We start from the raw sequence: 19815 nt of genomic DNA, 5'->3' as shown, positions 1-19815 counted from the left end.
TACATATCTAGAATTTTAAGCTGTTTAGCAGAATTTGTCCGCCGACAAAGGGACATCTGATGCATATCCACTCACTTCAGGGCTTATCGGCACGATCCACGGCGCGGCACAGCGTCGTGGTGCGCGCCATGTTGAGCCCATGCCTTGCATCCCTCTGCAGCTGAACGCTTTCCCCGGCATCCCATGCCCAAGAACCGCAAAGGAATACCCCCATGGCTGACAAATTCAAGAGTTTCAACGAAGGCCTCAATAGCCCCCCCTCGCGCCTCGCAGCTGTGACACCGAGCGATACCGCCGACATTCCACAGGCGAGCCGTTGCATCAATGTTGCGACCTCTGGTGCGGTACGTCTGACAACCATTGCCGGGGATACCGAAACGATTTTCGTCGCCGCCGGTATCGTTTTCCCCATTCGCGCCGCGCGCATCTGGAGCACCGGCACGACGGCGACCGGCATCATGGTAATGTACTGATGACCGGGATCGCAGTCGGCTGCAGCCTGGCAGCGCCGAATATCCGGCCGGGTCCGATGGATGTTGTGCCGCCACCACCGCCCGCCGTTCTGTCGGTGGTGCAACCGCTGACTGCATCCTCCCTTTACGAGGGGCAAACGCTGCAGGATATCAGTGGCTTCAGCACCCTTACCAACCTGGGCAATTTCACCTCATCCGTCGGAACAATCACCCAGGCGGTGGTGGTCCCCGAAGGAGATGCCGGCGCGGTTGATACGCCGCTGGCAGAGGGGAGCATGGCGGGTTTTTCCGTGGACGTTACCGACGATGCCGGAACCCAGCGCCGTTTTTCAAGCGACCTGACGGCCGTGGAGTTCAAATCCCGTCTGGTGGCCACCGCTGGCAATGAAGCACAGGTCGAGCTGAACCCGCTGGTGCCTGACAGCGAAAGCCTCGAAATCGTCATTTCCGGGGGCACCGATTACGACGGAACATATCAGCCCACTGCCGGGAACCTGCGGCAGCTGAGCCCGTATCATTTTGCAGGGACCACGCGGATTACCCATGCGGGTCTGGCAGCCGACCTTGCGGCAGGCATGGTCCTGACCGTCCTTGAGGGGTTGTTCACAAGCACGACGGGGATCCTGAATTTTTCCTACCAGTGGTACCGTGACGGCACTGCCATCGGCGGGGCCGCCAGCAAGACTTACACGCTGGCTGCCGCAGACACAGGGGCCTCCATCACCTGCACCGTCACCGCACAGGACGGCACCAACCCGGTAACCCTGGTGACAAGCTCTGCGGTGACGATCTCCGCGCAAGGGCTGACCGCCCTGCGCCTTTTCGATCCGCTGATCGTCCAGGCCAGCCGGAACAGCTACCTGTTCCCGGCGGCCGATCTGAGCGCTGTACCGGCCGGCACGCCACTGTACATTTCCGCGACCTCGCGGGACAACGCATCGACCTACTCGGTGGTCTCGCTGACAGTGGACGGGCAACCTGCCACAGCCGTCACAGGGGCGCTCTCCGATTCAGGCAGCGCCCGGATCATGGCCGGGTTCTGGAAGATGGCACGTCCGGCTTCTGGCATCTGCGACATCGCGATCAATTACTCCGAAGGGATTGCAAGCGGGATCAAGCTTACGGTCTTTGCCGTGCCGAATGCCACGGGCGAATTTGCGACCTCTAACGGACGGGTGGGCGGGCTCACCGAGCTTGCGCTGGATCTCGATACCCAGGCGGGCAGCGTGGTTCTGACGGCCTTCGTCGACGAAGGCGGCGGTATCCTGAACTGGACGGGTGTGGGCAACATCAGCTCCCAGCAGGATGCAAGCGCCCGCAATCATGCCACGGCGTTTACCACCGTTGCCTCTGCACAGACCCCCGCTGCGACTCGCATCGCGACCACGTCCGGAACCCAGAAGGCAGGTTCTGCCATCTGCATCGTTTAAGGAAAATCCATGGCCGTTCTCAAACTTCCCACCGGGTCCGATGTGGGGATTGCCCTTGATGGGCGCCCTCCCCTGTTTCTGAGCAATACCGGTGTCACGGAACCTGAAATTCCGGTTGCAGTTGCAGAGGCGGCAACTTCTTTGCGGTCGACCGTGCTGGACATACCCGTTCCGCTCGACAGCCCGGTTGTGCGCACGCAACCTGCCGTGGGGCGGGCCCATGTCCGCTCCGACGGCCGGCTGGTCGTTGACCTGCGCGACACCACAACCGTGCAAGGCGACCTTGTTTCGGTAGAGGTGGAAGGCACGGTGGGCGGCGCGCAGATGACCGAAACGCTTACCGTTCCGGTAAATCAGGGGTTGCAGCTGAAAGGATGGGCCGCCGGGGACCACTACCGCCTGCCAACGGATTCCAACAACGCCGTCCTTGTCGAGATCGGCAAACAGCACCGCAAGCTGTACGTCTCGACATCCGGTTTCACGAAATCCCAGATCGAGGCGCGCGAAGGGATCTCCAATGCCAACCAGGTCTGGCTGCTGAACAACCCCGCGGTTGACGGGAACGGCGCCCAATACGGGGAAACGCCCGAACTGGCCGTTGACGAGAACCGCGCGCAGCAGATCTGGGGCGGCATTACCGGGGGGCGCCGCTCCTCCTGCTGGCTGCTCTTCAAACGCGGGGAAACCTTTACGCAATTTGCCGGCAGCACGGGCAGCGCCCGGGGCGAAGGGCCGCTGCATCCGCTCTATATCGGGGCTTATGGCACCGGACCGGATCCGATTGTCGCAACCTCCATGATGGCTGCGCAGTTTCTCGTGGTGCAAGACATCCACTTTGGCAGCAAACAATCCTTCACAAACAGATCCTTCATGATGGTGGACGGATGCTTCTCGCAATCCACGACCAATTTCCAGGGCCTGCAGTTTCCCGTACGCTACTGCACCCTGCGCCGGCACCGGGGCTGGGACATCTCCTATCATCCCGCGCCGGTCAGCGGTCAGTGGCCTGTCAAAAGCACGCGCGAGCAATCCTGCTATCTGTCCAACCACGAAAACGTCCTGATCGAGGATGTCTTCTTTGACGTCAGCGGATGGGCAGAGGGCTACGATTACAACGCGGCCTTCGATGCGCCGCAACCGCCAACGCAGTACAGCCACGTTGTCTATGCCAGCGGCGATGGAGAGAATATGTCGGTGGTCGGAGGCATGTTTTCACGCGGCGCCCTGACAGGTATCCAGGGACGCACCGGGCCCTTCGTCCGGGATGCCGTGTTCATGGGCAACAACCTCAGCATCCTGCTGGGAGGCGGGCCGGACAGTGAAGATGGCCCCCCCACGTCGACAATTATTCCCGGCGCACAGCTTGGCAATTTCAGCTTCATGGGCGACAGCCTGATCACCTGGGCCGGGCAGAAAACACAGGTACGCACCAATTTCGAAACAGCCCGCGGCATCAACCTTGCCGGGGACAGCGCTGGCCTCAGGAACAACGTGATCATCGGCGCGGGCCCGGGCAATGACGGCACCCGCGCGCATGGGGTTGCAACTACCGGTGAAAGCATCGTGATCTCCGGCTTCGGGGCAATCACCGGCCCCGATGATACCCTGATCCATGACTGGTTGAATGCCCCGGATGCGGATACGGCAGGGCTGAGTGCCGCCACACTGTCCGACACAACCCTGAACGGCTATGCGCAAAGCTGGCTCTCGAACGGGACGGCAGACCGCTACGATCTGATCGACGCCCTGCGGGCAAGCCCCACGCCGGTAATCGAGACGCTGAAAATGCGCGACTGGTTTTTCACCCGGTTGGGACGCGAAAAACCCGCAGCCCCGGCGCGCACCCATATCTTCCGGCCGCCGGCGGACAGCTCGACCCCGGGCATCCGCTGGGATTGCCGCTGGGACTGGGACGCCGAAGTTCTGCCGGGGCAGGTTCCCGGCGACAGCGTCGATCTTGACGGTCACTATATCACCAACTCCTGGAGCACGGCGTACCCGCTGGTAAATCTCTCCCTGAGCGGCGGGCGGCTGACCCAGTTCGGGGACCGGCTGGATATTTCAGGCGATATTCTCACCGGCGGCGGAATCCTCGTGGCAGGGGCCGGACAGATTTTCGTGCAGAACTGTAGCGTCATGGACCAGACATCGATTGAACTGGTGTCAGGCAGGTTCGGGGTCACGGGCACCCTGTCCGGCGCCTTCGACATGACCGTCCGGGGCATCGCGCAGGCGCTCCTGGGCCTGGATACGGCCTCCTCAACCATCGCGGATGGCCAGACGCTTACCGTTAAGGGAAGTGACTGCCAGGTCGGATTTGACGGATCCGCGGGAGGGGCTGCCACGCTGACATGTGCGCCCGCTGCAACGCTGCGGTTCGAAACCGCGGCCTCTCTGAGCTTTACCGGTCTGAACGCGAGCGTGGCAGAGTTCACACCGGGCACCACCGTGCAGGGTGACATATCGGGATTCACCGCGCGCATTGTCTGGATCGAAAGCACCGGCAATACCACGGGCGGCTTCCTGCACCTCGACACGATAACCGGCATCCCGGTTGAAGGTGAGAACCTGATCGCGGAAGGGGTGAGCGGACGCAGCGCGGTCGCATCGGGCATCATTGCCCAGGTCAATAGCCTTGCCGATTTTCACATCGGCCAGATCGCCACATTCCGCTCTGGCATGTATGGGCAAGCGGCCCCGAACGTCACCTCGACAGTCATTCTCGACGGGGCTCTGGAAGTCGATGTGACCGGGCTGGACGTGGGCGATTATCACCTGATCGTCGCCGACACCCTGTCAGGTGGTTTTGCGACCACCACCATCACTGGCGGTACCGCCACCGTGGCTGCCCCGCAAAATGGCCGGGTGACCCTGACCGTCTCCTGAGTTCCAGCAGGCTGCCCTGTCAGAATTCATACTCTAACAAGGCAATATCCTGCGCATAGAGGTCCGCCACGATCCGGCGGGCCTGCGCGGTATAGGCCTCGCGGTAGGGGGCGTGGTCGGACGGGCGGATTTTTTCCACCCCCCCCAACGGCAGCGACAGCATTTCACGGACCCTGTTGGTGTCCTCTTCAAGCGTCTCGAACCGGCCGATGAAATCCATCGCGTGGGTTTTCGCCCCCGGCAGGCAGATCCAGTGGCTTTGCGGGCGGAAATGATCGTAGACCATGACCTGCCGGCGCAGGGCCCTGTCCTGCAGGGACAGAACAAACTCATTGATGTCCTGCGTGTCGCTCAGGAACCGCGCGGCAAAGGCCTTGTCCCGCATCGACGCCCGCTGGCCCTGCTTGAGGTAGGAATAGGCTGACAACAGCCGGTCCCAGGGATTGCGCACAAAGCAGAATTTAAGGAAATCACGCGTTCTGGCCCCGTCATAGGCCATATATTCGCCAATGGTGCGATGCCCGCCTGTCGCCGCGCCGTAGAGTTCGATCTTGAGGCTGGTCCCTGCCGCTTTCGGTACATGAATGAAAATCGCCCTGCGCGCGATGATCGGGGGCAGGAAGGGCGATTTGCCCGGCGCCACCCGGGGCAGCGCCATCTGCAGCACCGGCAGGGGAACCGTCCGGTAGATGAGGTCCTTGTATCGGGGGTCAATCAAAGCGGAGCTTCTTTTATCTGCTGTTGCGCGCGCAGCATAATCATTCGCCCCGGAGCAACAAGAGGCTGTCGCATCATCGCGCAAAAGACCCCGCGCCAAAGCCTTGTTTTGAAAGGCCCAAGGCCGCTATACCGTCCCAGAAATGCCACGGGGTCTCGGTAAAGGTACTCACATGACGGATATCATCGCACGGACCCTCTCGCATGCCCCGGTGGATACCACCTTCATTGCCGGGCGCTGGCATCCCAGCCGGGCCTCGCTGGGCGGGATCTGGACAGAGGCGCGGGTCTGGGCCAGCTCTCTGGTCACGCCGGAAAACAAGGACATCCGGAAATTCCTGATCTTCAGCCGGGCGCGGTCCGGATCGACCCTGCTGACGCAATTGCTCAATGCGCATCCCGATGTGCGCTGCGGTCGGGAGCTGATGTCACGGCGGGTGCTGTTTCCCGGCCGTTATTTCCATAACCTGGCCCGCAAAAGCCCCACATCTGCCTATGGCGCGAAATTGCTGTCGTATCAGATGGTGCAGGTGCAGAAGCTGCGCAACCCGGTCGGGTTTCTCGACACCCTCAGTCAGGACGGCTTCCAGTTCATCCATCTGGAGCGTCAGACCTTTTCGCAGACCCTGTCGCTGGCGATGGCCCAGACCAGCCGGGTTTATCATCAAAAGGACAGTGCCGGGACCGAAGGCGGCAAGAAGGGCTGGACCCCACAGGCCACCCAGCCCGCGGCCCGCACGCCTGTGACGCTTGATATCGATGATTTCATCCGGCGTCTGGAATGGAGCGATATGCTGCTGGAATACGAACGTCATTGCCTGCGCGATTTCCCGCATCTGAAGATTTCCTACGAGACCGATCTGCTGGATCAAACCCGCCACCAGGCGGCGGCGGATCAGGTCTTCGACTGGATCGGCATGCCATCGGCCCCTGTGTCAGGCGGGCTGCGCAAGATCCTGCCGTCCGATCCGGCACAGGTCATCGCCAATTACGACGATCTGGTCCAGCGGGTCGCGCAACGGGGACTGGAGCACCTGCTGCCGGCCTGACCCCGCAGGCCGCGACATTTTCAACATCAGGATATTACGTGTGAACACCCCTTCCCCCATCGGTTATCTGATCCCTGAATTCCCCGCGCAGACCCATGCGTTTTTCTGGCGTGAACTGGGGGCGATGGAAGCGGCGGGCGTGCCGGTTCATGTGTTCTCAACCCGCAAGCCCCCCGTGGGGGCCTGCCCGCATGCTTTTGCCGAGGCCGCCCGCGCCCGCACGCAATACCTGTTCCCGCCCCGGCTTGCCCCTGCTCTGGGATATCTGCTGCGCCATCCGCGGCGCGCCCTGCACGCCCTGCGCTATGTGCTGGGCCTGTCGCAGACACCTTTGAAAACGCGGCTGGCCTTTGTTGTGCTGATCGCCTCGGCGGCGGATCTGGCGGTCAGCTGCCAGCAGGCGGGCATCGACCGGGTGCACATCCATTCCTGCGCCAATGCCGCCCATCTGGGGGCGCTGGCCCATATCCTTGCAGGGCTGCGCTACAGCCTGACCCTGCATGGCGACCTGCCGGTTTACGGCACCGACCACAAGGCCAAGATGGCCCGCGCCAGCTTTGTCAGCGCGGTCACGGCCCCGTTGCAAAAATCACTCCGGGACGAGATCAGCCCCACGCAGCCCTACCCGGTGATCTGGATGGGGGTCGATACCAGCCGCTTCCAGCCGGATCCCGATATGCGCGGCAGGCGTCCCGACAGCCGGTTCGAGGTGGTGACCGTCGCGCGGCTGAACAACACCAAGGGGCATCGGTTTTTCCTGCGCGCGATGGCGCAGCTGCGCGAGGACGGGATCGACATTCACTACCGCATTGCCGGTGAGGGCCCCGAACGCGCCGCAATAGAGACGGAAATCGACCGCCTGGGGTTGACCGATCATGTGATGCTGCTGGGATCCGTGGACGAAGCCGTGGTGCTGGAGCTGATGCAATCAGCCGATGCGCTGGCACTGACCAGTATCAGGAAAGGCGAAGCCGCGCCGGTGGCCATCATGGAGGCGATGTCCTGTGGCCTGCCGGTGATCTGTTCGATCATCGGCGGCACACCCGACATGATCGAGGACGGCGTGGACGGGTTTCTGGTCCCGCAGGAGGACGTGGCGGCCATCGGCGAAGCGACCCGTATTCTGGCCACGGACCCGGCACGCCGGGCGGCGATGGGGGCCGCCGCACGGCAGACCGCCAAGACGAAGTTTGATCACCAAATCAATGCGATGGCTCTCTATCGGGAAATCACTACAGACCGCTGAGACAATACCCCCCGCAGCGGGTTGGCGAATGTGGCTCTGACCAGGAGGGTTGAGGGACAGATTACACAGACGCTCCGCTAGGACTCTGGATTTGCCAGATGTGCGCGCGCCGCTTCGATCTCGGCCACCGCGCGGGCCTTGCCGACCCGCAGGGCGCGGCGCTGGTAGGCCCGGATGAAGGCGCGCAGCTCCGCGTCCTCGTACTGACGCTCCCCCCGCCACCAGGCACCGACATACCCCTGCAACATCGCCAGCCCGCCCAGGATGACGGGCGGCTCGGCCATGCGGAACACGCAGGTGGCCAGATAGAAAAGCGGATCGGATCCCATGAAATACTGCCCAAACCCGTGCCGGCGACGCCCGGTATAGATCGAGGTCTGGCTGGACCCCATGGGGCGCAGATGTTCAAACCGCAGGTCCGGATCATCCCAGCTGACGGCGATCCAGCCTAAGGAACGCGCCTTGTGACAATCGATGGCATCCCACATGACCTCATGCACGTAGCCGCCGATCGCCTCGAAACATTCCCGGCGGTAGAACTTGGTCATGCCCACAGACATCTCGTCGCCGCGCCGCTCCGAGACCAGCCCCCCGTTCTGGCGCACGTAGGGCTTGCCTGAACAGGTGCCGATCCGCGGGTTGTCCTGCATCCGGCGGATCAGCGTCTCGAAATAGCGCGGCGGCAGATCCAGATCGAGGTCAAGCTTGCATGAATAGGCAAACTGCGCCGGATCGATGCTGTCATAGCCCGCGTAGAACGCCTCGATCACGCCCGGGCCAACCGCACGGTGCCCACGGTCCGGTTTCGGCACCACCCGTATCCAGTCGTGCCGGGCCATGTATTTCGCCAGTATCTGCGGGGTCTCATCGGTCGAGCCATCATCCACAATGACCCATAGCGCGGGCGGCACGGTCTGGGCCACCACGCTGTCGAGGGTGCGCCGCATATAGTCCGCCTCGTTGCGACAGGGCGAGATGATCACATAAGCATCCGGATCTGTTTGTTCTGTCACGGGGAGGCATTCCTTGCAGCAAACGGTCGATGTCTTGTCGTGCCGCCACCTAGCGCGGAATGCCCGGCCACACAATGTTTCGACGCTTTGATCTGGTGCCCGTGTGGCGGGTTGGTCATAAAGGCGTCAGCAACGCCCTGCCCTCAAGAGGATTTCCAATGCGGCCTGATTTCATCGTCATTGGTGCCATGAAATGCGGTACATCCACGATCTGTGCCTATCTCGAAGACCATGAGGATGTTTTCATGGTCCCCCGGGCCGAGCCCAATTTCTTCAGCCACGATGACCGGTTTGCCCAAGGGGTGGCGGCCTATGAGGCGCATTTCGACGCGCACCGGGGGGAAAAACTCTGCGGAGAAGGCTCCAATGATTACGGTGCCGGCGCGCTTTATCCGCAGTCGGCGGATCGTATGGCCGCCTATCACCCGGGGCTGAAACTGATCTACATCGCGCGCCACCCGCTGGAGCGTATTGCCTCGGCCTGGATACAGAACCGGGCCAACAGCGGCGATCAGGTGCCCCCCACGCTCGATCTGGCCGTCACCCGGATGCCCGATCTTTTCGTGGATCAGAGCCTTTATTGGAAAAACCTCTCGCGCTACCGCGCCCATTTTCCCGACGCCCAGATCTTCGTGGGTTTCATGGAAGATCTCAGTCGTGACCGGGCGGCATTCTTCGAAAGGCTCTGCGAATTTCTTGAAATCCCGCCCTCTGCCGAGGTGCGCCGCGCCCATATGAACCCCAGCAGCGGCAAGGTGATCCCGTCGCAACGGTTTTCAGCCGTCAACCGGTTGCCCTTTATCAAGACGGCCAAGAAGATCCTGCCCAAGGCGCTGAAAACCACCGTCAAACGCGAACTGCTCAGCCAGAAGATCACGGAACGGCCCGATTTTTCCGACGCGATCAAAGCGGACATCCTGAAAACCGTGCGCCCGGATGCAGAACGGTTCCTTGCGCATTGCGGCAAACCGGCAGACTTCTGGACTTTCGGCTAGAACCGCGACAGCCCTGCTCCGGCAGCGGAAGAGTTAACCGCCCCACGGTGCCGGAATTGCCCCCTGTGCCGGGGTGTTGTAAGCGAAACCGGCAAAATAGAGTTAGGTATTTCAATGTCCTCCCTGCCCCGCGTGCTCTTACTGGCCGAGAACTGCAACCCGGAATGGCCGTCCCTGCCGATCGTGGGATATAAATATGCCCGCGCGCTGGCACGGGTCGCGGATGTGACCATCGCCACGCATATCCGCAATCGCGAGAACATTGAAAAAGCCGGCGAGCTGGCCGACCGGGTGCACTATATCGACAACGAGTGGATTGCCCGGCGCATGTACCGCCTGTCGACTTTTCTGCGCGGGGGCAACGAGGTCGCATGGTCCACCAATCAGATCATGGCCTACCCCCCCTATGTCGCTTTTGAACGGCAGATCTTGCGGGAATTCGACGGCCCGCTGCAGGGGGGGGAGTTCGATCTGGTGCACCGGATCACGCCGATGTCGCCCACCCTGCCCAGCTATGCCTCGGGCCGCACGAAACAGCCGTTCCTGATCGGGCCGCTGAACGGCAACCTCGACTGGCCCGCCGCCTTCAACAGCGAACAAAAACGCGAGCGCGAAGGCCTGCGGCGTCTGCGCGGCGCCTATCGCTACCTGCCGTTCGCGCAATCGACCTTTCGACACGCCGCCTGCATCATGGCCGCCTTCCAGCACACCATCGACGATCTGCCAAAGAGCTGCCTGGACAGGGTTGTGCCCTTCCCGGAAGTGGGGTTCGATCCGGCCGTCTTTCACCCGCAGGGGCGGCAAGCGCCGTTTTCGGTCAGAGGGCCCAAGCGGTTTCTGTTTGCCGGCCGGCTGGTGCCCTACAAAGTGCCCGAGGCGGCCATTCGCGCCTTTGCCACCTCGCAGACGCTGCAGGACCATGTGCTGCACGTGCTGGGAGACGGGCCCGAACAACCCCGGCTGGAACATATGGTGGCCGAGGCGGGCGCCCGGGACCGGGTGATCTTCGAAGGCCGTAAGACCCAAGCGGAAGTGGCCGATTTCATGCGGCGCTGTGATGCCTTTGTCTTCCCTTCCATCCGTGAGTTGGGCGCAGGTGTCGTGGTGGAGGCGATGGCCTCCGGCATGGTCTGCCTGGTCACCAATTACGGCGCCCCGGGGGATCTGGTCGCGGGCGGTCGGGGGGTGCGGATCGATCTGCAACCGATGGACGGGCTGGTGCGGGACTACCAGGCGGCCATGGAACACTGCGTGGCCGCGCCGCAGGAACATGCCGCGATGGCGCAGCGCGGCGCCGATTATGCCCGTACCTACTATGACTGGGACGCCAAGGCCGCCTATACGGCCAGGCTCTATCAGGCTGTTCTGAAAGGAGAAAACCTGGGGAGCTTCACCGAGTACCGCTGAGGGCAGCGGCAGGCGGATGCCGCCGCGGATGACGCGCGGTCAACAATAAGTTATCAGGGCGTTACCCGCGTTAAATGAGTCGCCGCACCGTTGATTTTGCGTCATACTCTGACCACATCCTGCCGATAGTATTTTAAACCGAATAACGATTTTCAAAAGGTACCCCCATGTCGATGACACAAGGCGTTCGTGAACACCCCAATGGGCTGATGTCCTATCTGGGCTGGGGCCATTTCTGGCTGGTCGTGGCCACACTCGCCGCCGGCTTCTTCTTCATCGACGGGCTCGATGCGCTTCTGACCGCCTGGCAAAAGCCGGAATACAGCCACGGCCCCCTGATCCCCATCCTGTCGGGGCTGCTGTTTTTACGCCAGCTCAAGGAATACCCTGTTGATCCCGGTCCCAAGCGCGACCGCTGGGTCGGGTTTACCGTGCTTGTCGCGGCGCTGGTCTTTGCCACCATGGGCAAACTGTCCAATATTTCCGACATCGTGGCCTATGCAACGATCCTCTGGGTGGGCGGCATTCTGCTGGTCAGCTTCGGCTGGAAAACCGGCAAACATTTCTGGCCGCCGGTGCTGCACCTTGTCTATATGCTGCCCCTGCCAGGGGTGATCTACTACAAGCTTTCCACCGTGCTGCAGCTGATCTCCTCGGAACTGGGGGTCTGGTTCCTGCAACTGATGAACGTGCCGGTCTTTCTGGACGGCAATATCATCGATCTGGGCGTGCTGAAGCTGCATGTGGCGGAGGCCTGCTCGGGCCTGCGCTACCTGTTCCCGATCCTCAGCTTCTCCTACATCTTCGCGGTGCTCTACCGCGGACCCATGTGGCACAAGGCCGTTCTGTTGATTTCCGCGGCCCCGATCACCGTCTTCATGAACTCCGTGCGCATCGCCGTCGGCGGCGTTCTGGTGCAGAAATATGGTGTCGAGTGGCTTGAAGGGTTCACCCATTTCTTCGAAGGCTGGGTGATCTTCCTGGCCTGTATCCTGATCCTCTTCGGGCTGGCCCGCCTGATGCTGTTCCTGAACCCGCAGAAGATGGGCCTCATTGATGCACTGGATCTGGACACGGACGGGCTGGGCGCACAGGTCAAACGGCTGCGCTATGTGCGCGCCTCCCCCGCGATGATCTCGGCGGCGGTTGTGATGCTCTGCGCGGCACTGACATGGCAGATGCTGCCCCAGCGCGACATTGTGCGGGCAGAGCGTGACAGCTTCAGCCTGTTCCCCCGCACGGTCGGAGAATGGCAGCAAGTGGGTCCGCCACAGATTCTGAGCCCCGATATTACCCGCGAATTGCAGGCGGACGATTATCACTCCGTTATCTTTTCCAAACCGGATGCGGATGCCACCGTCGGCTTCTTTTCAGCCTGGTACAAGGATCAGAGCAAGGGCGGGGTTCATTCCCCTGAAATCTGCCTGCCCGGCGCAGGCTGGGAAATTGCCTGGCTCGAGCGGGTCGATATTACGGCACAGGTCGGCACGGATATGCCATTCAACATCAACCGGGCAATCATCCAGAAGGGTGAGACGCGGATGATGGTCTATTACTGGTTTGAACAGAAAGGCCGCAAAGTGGCCTGGGATTTCGCGGCGAAACTCTACCTCGTTGCGGATGGCGTCACCAGCGGCCGCAAGGACGGTGCGATCGTGCGGCTGACCACCCTGATCACGCCGGATGAGACCGATGCGGATGCCGAGGCACGTCTGAACGAGATACTGAACGACGTGGTGCCAAAGCTGCCGCGGTTCATCCCCGGCGCCTGACGCCGCGGAGCCCCCTCCTCGCCGCGCACCCCGGACCCCCCTGTACGGGGGCGACCGGGTTCAGGTTTGCAGCACTTAATGACAAATCCATCCCAGGATGACAGGGCGCACAGATCCTCTGTGTGCTGCCTTTGTGGTCGATCCCCCAGCCACTGGTCAAGGCGACGCCTGCTGTGCCCGCGATCCGGACACACAGCGCTCCGTCAGGCGGAACGCCATCGGCAGAATAGGTGAGCACGGCCTCACACGGGCAAGCAGGTACAGGCAGGCCGTGAGATGGGCCAGAGGATGTGCCCTACATCAAGCAGGTCATGGCGGGGAGATGTTCCTGCACGGGGTGGTATTCATGCAGGCATAAAAAAAGCCCCTGTCACGAAGACAGGGGCCTTTCGAATTTATGAAGTGTCGCTTAGGCCGCGGCGCGGCGGCGACGTGCGATGCCCAGACCACCCAGAGCTGTCAGCAGCAGCAGGCCACCGGCTGGCAGTGGTACCGCTGTGATGCGGATGTCATAGAGGGCGTCGAAGTTGTTGAGGCCATCGATGGTGAAGGTATATGTCCCTGGCGCTGTGCGACCAAAGATCGTGGAGTCACCCGAGGTGATGTCCGTGACAAACGAGTTGCCTGCAGCGGCACCTGGCAGACCGCCGGCATCTTCGAGGAACATGTTCACAACAGCACCGTCATCCGCGTCCAGCGGCTGCGAGACGAAACCGGATGTGTTGATCGTCTTGACATTGCCGTTAACGATCGCGTCGAAACCTTCAAAGATGAAGTCGATGCGGAACTTGCGCTTCGATGTGAACTGGTAGATGTCCGCCGCGTCAACGATACGACCGTGCAGGTCGATGGACTGGCCACCATTGATCGTTCCCAGGTCGAAACCGGGAGGGGCGTTGTTCGCATCTGTAGGTACGATGCGGTTTGTGCCAACAACGTCAGGACGCAGACCTTCTGTCCAACCGAATGTCGCCGCGTGTGCAGCGCCACTGAGGGCAATTGCTGCGAGTGCTATTGAAATAGTTTTTACTAGTCTCATTATCATCCACCTTTTTGTGACCATGGCCTGTATCAAAAAAGGAAAAGCCAGATCGTTAAATTAGTACTCTGTTAACATATCTCAGCGGCTTCCCGCTCACAAGCATTTTTGGGCGGAAAATGGCCAACTTTTGCCATATTCAAAGGGCTTTTGAGCATTATTGCACGCTCCTGCGAAAAAATAAGCATTCACGTGGCTTTTTGTAGCGCTTTTGGAAACAACCGGGGAGGCCAAATATTAACAGCCACAACCCCTCCGAGAACCGGTTCAATCCACGGTAGAAATCCACTTGAGGAATGCTTTTTCAGGGAATCGGGGCGGCGGGCGACGCCCTCCCGCCCAGGTTGCGCGCCAGGCGGCCTCCAAAGCGTATACATCCTCTCCGGGGCGACGCTGGCGGGCCACATCGAGGGTCTCGGGGGACAGGCTCGCGGCGCGGCTGACAACCTCCGTCACATCTCGGCGGGGCGAGACGGCAATCACGTCACCGGGTTCTTCGGTCAGCAGGTAGTCGGGTAAGGTATCGGCCTTGATGATGTCGCGCAGCATGGCACGGAACACCCGCCGCGGACTGCTGGAACCCGATTTCTTCAACAAGGTCTCCACCGACACGCGCCATTCGCGCTGACGTCCGCAATGTTTCCGGGACAGCTCGTAAAGGCGCCGCTCCAGCGGTTTGCGCAGCGAGAAATACGCGCGGTTCAGCGTCAGGACCGATTTCGACAACACGGCACGGTAAAGCCATTCGGACAGGGTGACCGAAACGCTGACCATCCGCCCGGCCCGCGTCCGGCGTACGATCTCCCAGCTCTCGATGAGGCCAAAGCCGGTGGTGATCTCCTGCGGGTCATCCTTGGGGCCGGTTGTGATGTTGGTGGTGATCCGGGTGCCGGCCAATCGCTCGAAAGCATCGCGCAGCCGCCGGTAACTGTCTCCGGAGGTTTCCCGCCGGGTGGCCTGCAACAGATCGTGCGCGGTCAGCGTCAGGGTCCGGGACGTCGCCCTGCCCGCGTTGATGGCCGCCATCAGCTGGCTGATGCAGAAGATCAGGATATCGGCGTCAAAAATCGTCGCCCGCCCCTTCACGGACGGCGTGACGGTAATTTCGGCGCTGTTGTGGGTGTAGCTCAGAATGCGGCGGTCCGGCCGGGTGGACAGGGAAAAGATCGGATGCTCCATGCTGGCCAGATCATGTTTCGGCGCCACGCCCAGAAAATCGCAGACAAAAAAATCCTGCGTCCCCGAAGGAAGGCCCTGCCCTGCTGTCGTGCTCATCTGTCCCGCCTTATGCCTGTGATCCTTCCGGAAATGCCCGAAAGCTCTGCTGCGATCCCTCTTCTGGGGATTCGTCGTTTCATTGACACCCACCCTAGTTATCCACAGGCGCTGCGTCCAGCATCAGGCTGGTCCTGATCGGGGGATTGGAGTCGGATGAACGGGGGATCAGAGTCGTTTTATCGTGGTATCAGAGTCACCGTGATGCCAGATGCGAAGCACAATCCCTTATGTTCAAACGACTTAGTCAGATTGCCCTTGCCCTGTAACTTATAATTAACCCATATTTAACAGAGAAATTTTCCGGTTAGCCCGTGAACAGGCCGGATCTTTCTGAAAACCCCCTGAATTTGCCTAGAAAATATAAAGAAAAACGTATTTATTTGCGTGTACCGCATTTTGTGTTACTTTTCCCAAAACGTGTGACATGACAGGCTGGACATGCAAAACAACGGTGCCCCTCCCTACTTCAATATTTCGCCCGATGCAGCGCTGGCGCAGCTCGACGCCCCCACGGGTACGGAAATGTTTTCGCATATTGCGCAGGCCTGTCACCAGGGGCGTGCTGACCTGGCAAGCCGGGGCATGGATGAGACCGGGAAGAAACAGTTACGGCTTTTTTCCACATGGGAAATCACCAAATACCTGATCCCCGTCGCACCGGCCCATTTCCGCCGGGTGCTCCGCCAGAACGCGGAGCTGCCACAGGGGCGCAGCGAAACCCACGGCGGGGCAAAATGGTTCACCCTCGATGAGGTATTGCGGCTGCGCGCGCACTTCGGGGCCGAAGGATCCAAGGTCAAGGAATACACCCCCTACCGTCCCGCCGGGGAGCCTGCGAAAATCGTGGCCGTGGCCAATTTCAAAGGCGGGGTCGGCAAAACCTCGACCTGTGCGCATCTCGCCATGTCTGCCGCCCTCGACGGCTACAAGGTGCTGATGATCGATCTCGACAGCCAGGGGTCAATGACATCGATCTTCGGCGGCAGGGTCGCGGATGAATGGGCCACCGTTTTCCCGCTTCTTGCACGACACTACGGCCAGACCCTGCAGGCCGATAATCAGCGCAGGCTGGACCGTGGTGAGGCCCCCGTCCCGCTTGATGACACGCTGTCAGAAGCGATGGGGATCACCACCCGGGACCTGATCCAGAAAACCCACTGGCCCAACATTGACCTGATCGGCGCGCAGCTGAACCTGTACTGGTCAGAGTTCCAGATCCCCGTCTGGCGCATGCAGTCGCGTGGCTGGAAGCTCTGGGATGCGCTGAGCGACATTCTGGCCGCCGATGGCGTGCTGGATGACTATGACCTGGTCTTTCTCGATACCCCCCCGGCGCTGGGGTACCTGACCATCAACGGGCTGTCAGCCGCGGATATCCTGCTGGTTCCCCTGGGCGCCTCGTTCCTGGAGTTCGACAGCACGGGGCGGTTTTTCGACATGCTGCATTCCACCTTTCAGTCGATCGAGCAGGGGGAAAATACCGCGGCACGCGCCCTGGGGCGGCCGGAGATGGCATTTGAATGGGATGCGGTGCAGGCGGTGATCACCCGCTATGACGGCTCACAGCAGGCGGAAATGGCCGGTCTGATGCAGGCCTACCTGGGGCGAATCCTGTCGCCCTACCGGCAGGATTTCACTGCCCTGATCGGGCAGGCCGGCGAAAGTGTGAACGGGATTTACGAGGCGGACTACCGGGATTTCAACCGGGAAACCTACGTGCGGGGGCGCGCGACGTTTGATGAGACCTATGCCGCCTTCAAGACGCTGCTGCTGGGAATCTGGCGGCGCGATGAACTGGCTGGCGTGCATGCGGCGGAGTAATCCCCGGTTGGCCGCCCCCCAAAGGAGCAGAGCATGGCAAAACGCAAAAGGCTAACCCCTCCCTTCGCCGCGTCAGGGCCTGATACAGGCTCTAATATCGCCTATTCAGAGACAGCTGGCGGGATTTCACCGGGTCTGCCGCCGAAACCCCGGGCCCCGATTGCGCAGGTGGCCGGCGATGCGGCGGCACAATCCGCTCTGGAAGTGCTGGCCAGTGAAATGCACGCGGCCCGGTCCGAAGGGCGTCTGGTGCAATCCCTGCCGCTGGAGGCCATCTCCGAAGATCATATGGTGCGGGACCGCATGGGCCATGATCCGACGGAAATGGACAGTCTGAAAAGCAGCCTCAGCGCAAGGGGGCAGCAGACGCCGATCGAAGTGGTTGCACTGGAGCCGGGCCGGTTCGGGCTGATTTCCGGGTGGCGGCGCCTGCACGCGCTGCGCGCGCTGCATGAAGATACCGGAGAGGCCCGCTATGCGACCATAGAAGCCTTGATCAAGCCGGTGGAGAGCGTGTCGGACGGCTATGTGGCGATGGTTGAGGAAAACGAGATCCGCGCGAACCTGTCGTTTTACGAACGGGCGCATCTGGCCTGTGCCGCCGCGCGCCTCGGTGTTTTTCCGACCCCTGCCCGGGCCGTGCAGAAGCTGTTTGCCAATGCGACATCGGTCAAACGCTCAAAGATCAATTCCTTCGTGCGGCTGCATGAGGCGCTCGGGGCCACGCTGCGGTTCCCGGAGGCCATTCCCGAAAAGCTTGGCCTGGCGCTTGTGGCGGCGCTCGAAGGGCAGGCGGGGTTTGCCGCCCGCCTCACGTCCGCGCTGCGCAAGGCCCGCCCGGAAACGGCAGCTGCCGAGCGGGCAACGCTTGAGCAGGCCCTGCGCGCCCTCAACCCTGTATCGCCCGCACCCCGGCAGGAAGCGGCGCCCGGGGTTTTCGTTGAACAGCGCAAGGGGGCCTTGGTCCTGTCGGGCAAGGGTGTCGACGACGATCTTCGGCGCGATCTTCAAGCCTGGTTATCGGCCAGACAGGTTTCGCATGCGAAATAAAATTATTTAAGCCATTGAAAATAAAAAATAATTTTTCTAAGCAATGTCCCTGTCCTCTTTTCCCGCCCGGGGCTGGATTGCGTCAGGGGTCGATTGACCGGGTCGAAATGAAATTGTTTTTGACGGATGAGCATGCAAGAAGGCGGTATTGAGCCAATGTGTGTTGCGGGAATGTAGGGTAATGTCAGAGGCGATGAGTTTGGCGCACCAACGGTACCTGGGGGTGCGTTTTTTTGGCTCTCTGAATGGGCTGAGGTTTTTATGTATCGCCGCCGTCATGTGGCATCACAGCCCCGCCCGTGACGTTACCGAGAACAGTTTCCGGCTGCTGGCCCGTGGCTTTCTGGGGGTGGATTTCTTTTTCGTCCTGAGCGGCTTTCTGATCACCACCCTGCTGCTGCGGGAAGAGGCGCGGCACGGGCAGTTTTCCCTCAAGGCGTTTTACTGGCGGCGGATCCTGAGGATCGTGCCGGTCTACTTTCTCGTGGTCACGGTCGTGTCGGCCTATTTCATCGGGGTTGACGGGCGCTGGGACAAGCTGGGAACCCTGCCCTATTACTACTTATTCTTCTCTAATATGCTGATCAGTGACATGCCCTTGCTGACCATCACCTGGTCCCTGGCGGTGGAAGAGCAATATTACCTGATGTGGCCGGCTTTGCTGTTTCTTCTGCCGGTTGCGGGGCGCGCCCGCCCGGTGGTGCTGGTGGGGCTGATTACCTTTTGTATTCTGTCGGCGGCAGGCTGGTTGTCCTGGATGGGGCTGCGCCCGATCGAGACGGAACTGGCGCGCTGGCATCTGCCTGCAACAGGCTACGCGGCGATCCTGATCGGCTCCCTGGCGGCCGTGACGCTGAACCACCCGAAGGGATTTGCGGTGCTCTACCGCCTTCTGGGCGCCCGTATGGCGCCTGTGGTGGCCTTTCCGGCGCTCCTGGTGGTGCTTTACGTGACGCCGGGTGTGTTGACGGGATGGCCAAACCTCCTGGTGCACGGGACCATGGCTATCTGCCTGATCACCATCGTCATTCGCGAGGACCATGCGCTGAGCGGTGTCTTCTCGTGGCGCCCGATCGCCCGGATCGGTGAAATCAGTTACGGGCTGTATCTCTACCACTTGATAGGCCGGCATGTCGGGGTCGAATTTACCGCGCAGCTGGGCCTGGACGCGGGGGCGGAGATCTGGGTGAGCACGCTGGTCTTTGCGCTGGTTGCCGTTCTGATCGCCGAAGTCAGCTTCCAGACCTTCGAGCGGTATTTTCTCAGCTTCAAGCACACCAAGCCCTTCAGCTTTCGCCGGCAGGCCAGATCACCCGCCAAATGAGGGCAGGGGGCTGATAAAAGAGTATATTTTTCAGGGTGTTGGAAGAATACCTTTCGCGTGCGAAAGGTATTCTTGCGTTTTCAGGTGTCGATGCCGACATCCTCCTCGGCGGGGATGCCTTCGACAGGATCGTCGGGGTAGATGCCGTGCCCGTTGGTCAGGGCCTCCCATAGTTCCGGGGCCGACTGCGCATCGTTTTCATTGCCCATCGTGCGGATTGTCTGCTTGCCGGAGCCTTCGCCAATGGCGCTCAGCAACAGGCTGACGGTGTCGTTTTCATAATCCACCGTGATGGTGGCGTCTCGGTCACTGCCC

The 19815-nt window shown here is 61.2% G+C and carries 15 protein-coding genes; 11 read left to right on the top strand and 4 right to left on the bottom strand.

What is annotated here, in order from left to right; all coding sequences use genetic code 11:
- Window positions 1-212 precede the first annotated feature (212 nt).
- Genes KX928_RS23600 through KX928_RS23590 form a run of 3 tightly spaced genes read left to right on the top strand, consistent with a single transcriptional unit; the run spans window position 213 to window position 4789 of the window.
- Window positions 213-473, top strand: a complete 261-nt coding sequence (locus KX928_RS23600; RefSeq protein WP_219507982.1) for a spike base protein, RCAP_Rcc01079 family — start codon at window positions 213-215, stop codon at window positions 471-473.
- Window positions 473-1903 (top strand): hypothetical protein, encoded by a 1431-nt coding sequence (locus tag KX928_RS23595; protein ID WP_219507980.1) that lies wholly within the window; start codon window positions 473-475, stop codon window positions 1901-1903. Before KX928_RS23600 ends, KX928_RS23595 begins: the two co-directional genes overlap by 1 nt.
- Before the next feature lie 9 nt (window positions 1904-1912).
- Window positions 1913-4789 carry a hypothetical protein gene (locus KX928_RS23590; protein ID WP_219507977.1) on the top strand — a complete coding sequence of 959 codons (2877 nt, stop codon included), beginning with the start codon at window positions 1913-1915 and terminating at the stop codon, window positions 4787-4789.
- A 19-nt stretch (window positions 4790-4808) separates the two neighbouring features.
- Here the strand turns inward: KX928_RS23590 and KX928_RS23585 are convergent, their stop codons facing one another.
- The gene (locus tag KX928_RS23585) at window positions 4809-5507 is read right to left on the bottom strand and encodes a sulfotransferase family protein (RefSeq protein ID WP_219507975.1); all 699 of its coding nucleotides are present in this window, start codon (window positions 5505-5507) and stop codon (window positions 4809-4811) included.
- A 172-nt stretch (window positions 5508-5679) separates the two neighbouring features.
- Between KX928_RS23585 and KX928_RS23580 the strand changes: the two genes are divergently transcribed.
- Both KX928_RS23580 and epsE read left to right on the top strand, forming a co-directional pair.
- Window positions 5680-6555, top strand: coding sequence for a sulfotransferase (locus KX928_RS23580; protein ID WP_219507974.1), 876 nt, complete (start codon window positions 5680-5682; stop codon window positions 6553-6555).
- 40 nt (window positions 6556-6595) lie between these two features.
- Window positions 6596-7801 carry an exopolysaccharide biosynthesis GT4 family glycosyltransferase EpsE gene (epsE, locus tag KX928_RS24270; RefSeq protein WP_219507972.1) on the top strand — a complete coding sequence of 402 codons (1206 nt, stop codon included), beginning with the start codon at window positions 6596-6598 and terminating at the stop codon, window positions 7799-7801.
- 77 nt (window positions 7802-7878) lie between these two features.
- Here the strand turns inward: epsE and KX928_RS23570 are convergent, their stop codons facing one another.
- The gene (locus KX928_RS23570) at window positions 7879-8814 is read right to left on the bottom strand and encodes a glycosyltransferase family 2 protein (protein WP_308342433.1); all 936 of its coding nucleotides are present in this window, start codon (window positions 8812-8814) and stop codon (window positions 7879-7881) included.
- Window positions 8815-8972: 158 nt separating this feature from the next.
- On the opposite strand from KX928_RS23570, the gene KX928_RS23565 reads away from it, so the two are divergent.
- The 3 genes from KX928_RS23565 to xrtD all read left to right on the top strand — a co-directional run bounded on the left by KX928_RS23565 (window position 8973) and on the right by xrtD (window position 12988).
- Entirely contained in the window at window positions 8973-9809 is an 837-nt protein-coding gene (locus tag KX928_RS23565) for a sulfotransferase domain-containing protein (RefSeq protein WP_219507970.1), read from the top strand.
- A 114-nt stretch (window positions 9810-9923) separates the two neighbouring features.
- A complete protein-coding gene (locus tag KX928_RS23560; protein ID WP_219507968.1) occupies window positions 9924-11216 on the top strand; it encodes a glycosyltransferase family 4 protein in 1293 nt (430 codons plus the stop codon).
- A gap of 167 nt (window positions 11217-11383) precedes the next feature.
- On the top strand, window positions 11384-12988 hold the full coding sequence (gene xrtD, locus KX928_RS23555) for a VPLPA-CTERM-specific exosortase XrtD (protein ID WP_257884057.1): 1605 nt from the start codon (window positions 11384-11386) through the stop codon (window positions 12986-12988).
- Between the two features lie 409 nt (window positions 12989-13397).
- On the opposite strand, the gene KX928_RS23550 is transcribed toward xrtD, so the two are convergent.
- Window positions 13398-14027: a VPLPA-CTERM sorting domain-containing protein gene (locus KX928_RS23550; protein ID WP_257884056.1), complete on the bottom strand. Its 630-nt coding sequence runs from the start codon at window positions 14025-14027 to the stop codon at window positions 13398-13400.
- 267 nt (window positions 14028-14294) lie between these two features.
- The gene (locus KX928_RS23545; protein WP_219507964.1) at window positions 14295-15302 is read right to left on the bottom strand and encodes a replication initiator protein A; all 1008 of its coding nucleotides are present in this window, start codon (window positions 15300-15302) and stop codon (window positions 14295-14297) included.
- A gap of 441 nt (window positions 15303-15743) precedes the next feature.
- On the opposite strand from KX928_RS23545, the gene KX928_RS23540 reads away from it, so the two are divergent.
- The 3 genes from KX928_RS23540 to KX928_RS23530 all read left to right on the top strand — a co-directional run bounded on the left by KX928_RS23540 (window position 15744) and on the right by KX928_RS23530 (window position 19500).
- The gene (locus KX928_RS23540) at window positions 15744-17126 is read left to right on the top strand and encodes an AAA family ATPase (protein WP_219507962.1); all 1383 of its coding nucleotides are present in this window, start codon (window positions 15744-15746) and stop codon (window positions 17124-17126) included.
- 33 nt (window positions 17127-17159) lie between these two features.
- Window positions 17160-18176 (top strand): ParB/RepB/Spo0J family partition protein, encoded by a 1017-nt coding sequence (locus KX928_RS23535; RefSeq protein ID WP_219507960.1) that lies wholly within the window; start codon window positions 17160-17162, stop codon window positions 18174-18176.
- A gap of 193 nt (window positions 18177-18369) precedes the next feature.
- Complete coding sequence (locus KX928_RS23530) at window positions 18370-19500, top strand: acyltransferase family protein (RefSeq protein WP_219507958.1); 1131 nt, start codon at window positions 18370-18372, stop codon at window positions 19498-19500.
- Window positions 19501-19815: the final 315 nt, after the last annotated feature.

This window comes from Roseobacter insulae (assembly GCF_019375555.1).
Classification (GTDB): domain Bacteria; phylum Pseudomonadota; class Alphaproteobacteria; order Rhodobacterales; family Rhodobacteraceae; genus Roseobacter; species Roseobacter insulae.
The sequence above is the reverse complement of the archived record's forward strand: the minus strand, read 5'-3'. Positions and strand labels throughout refer to the sequence as shown.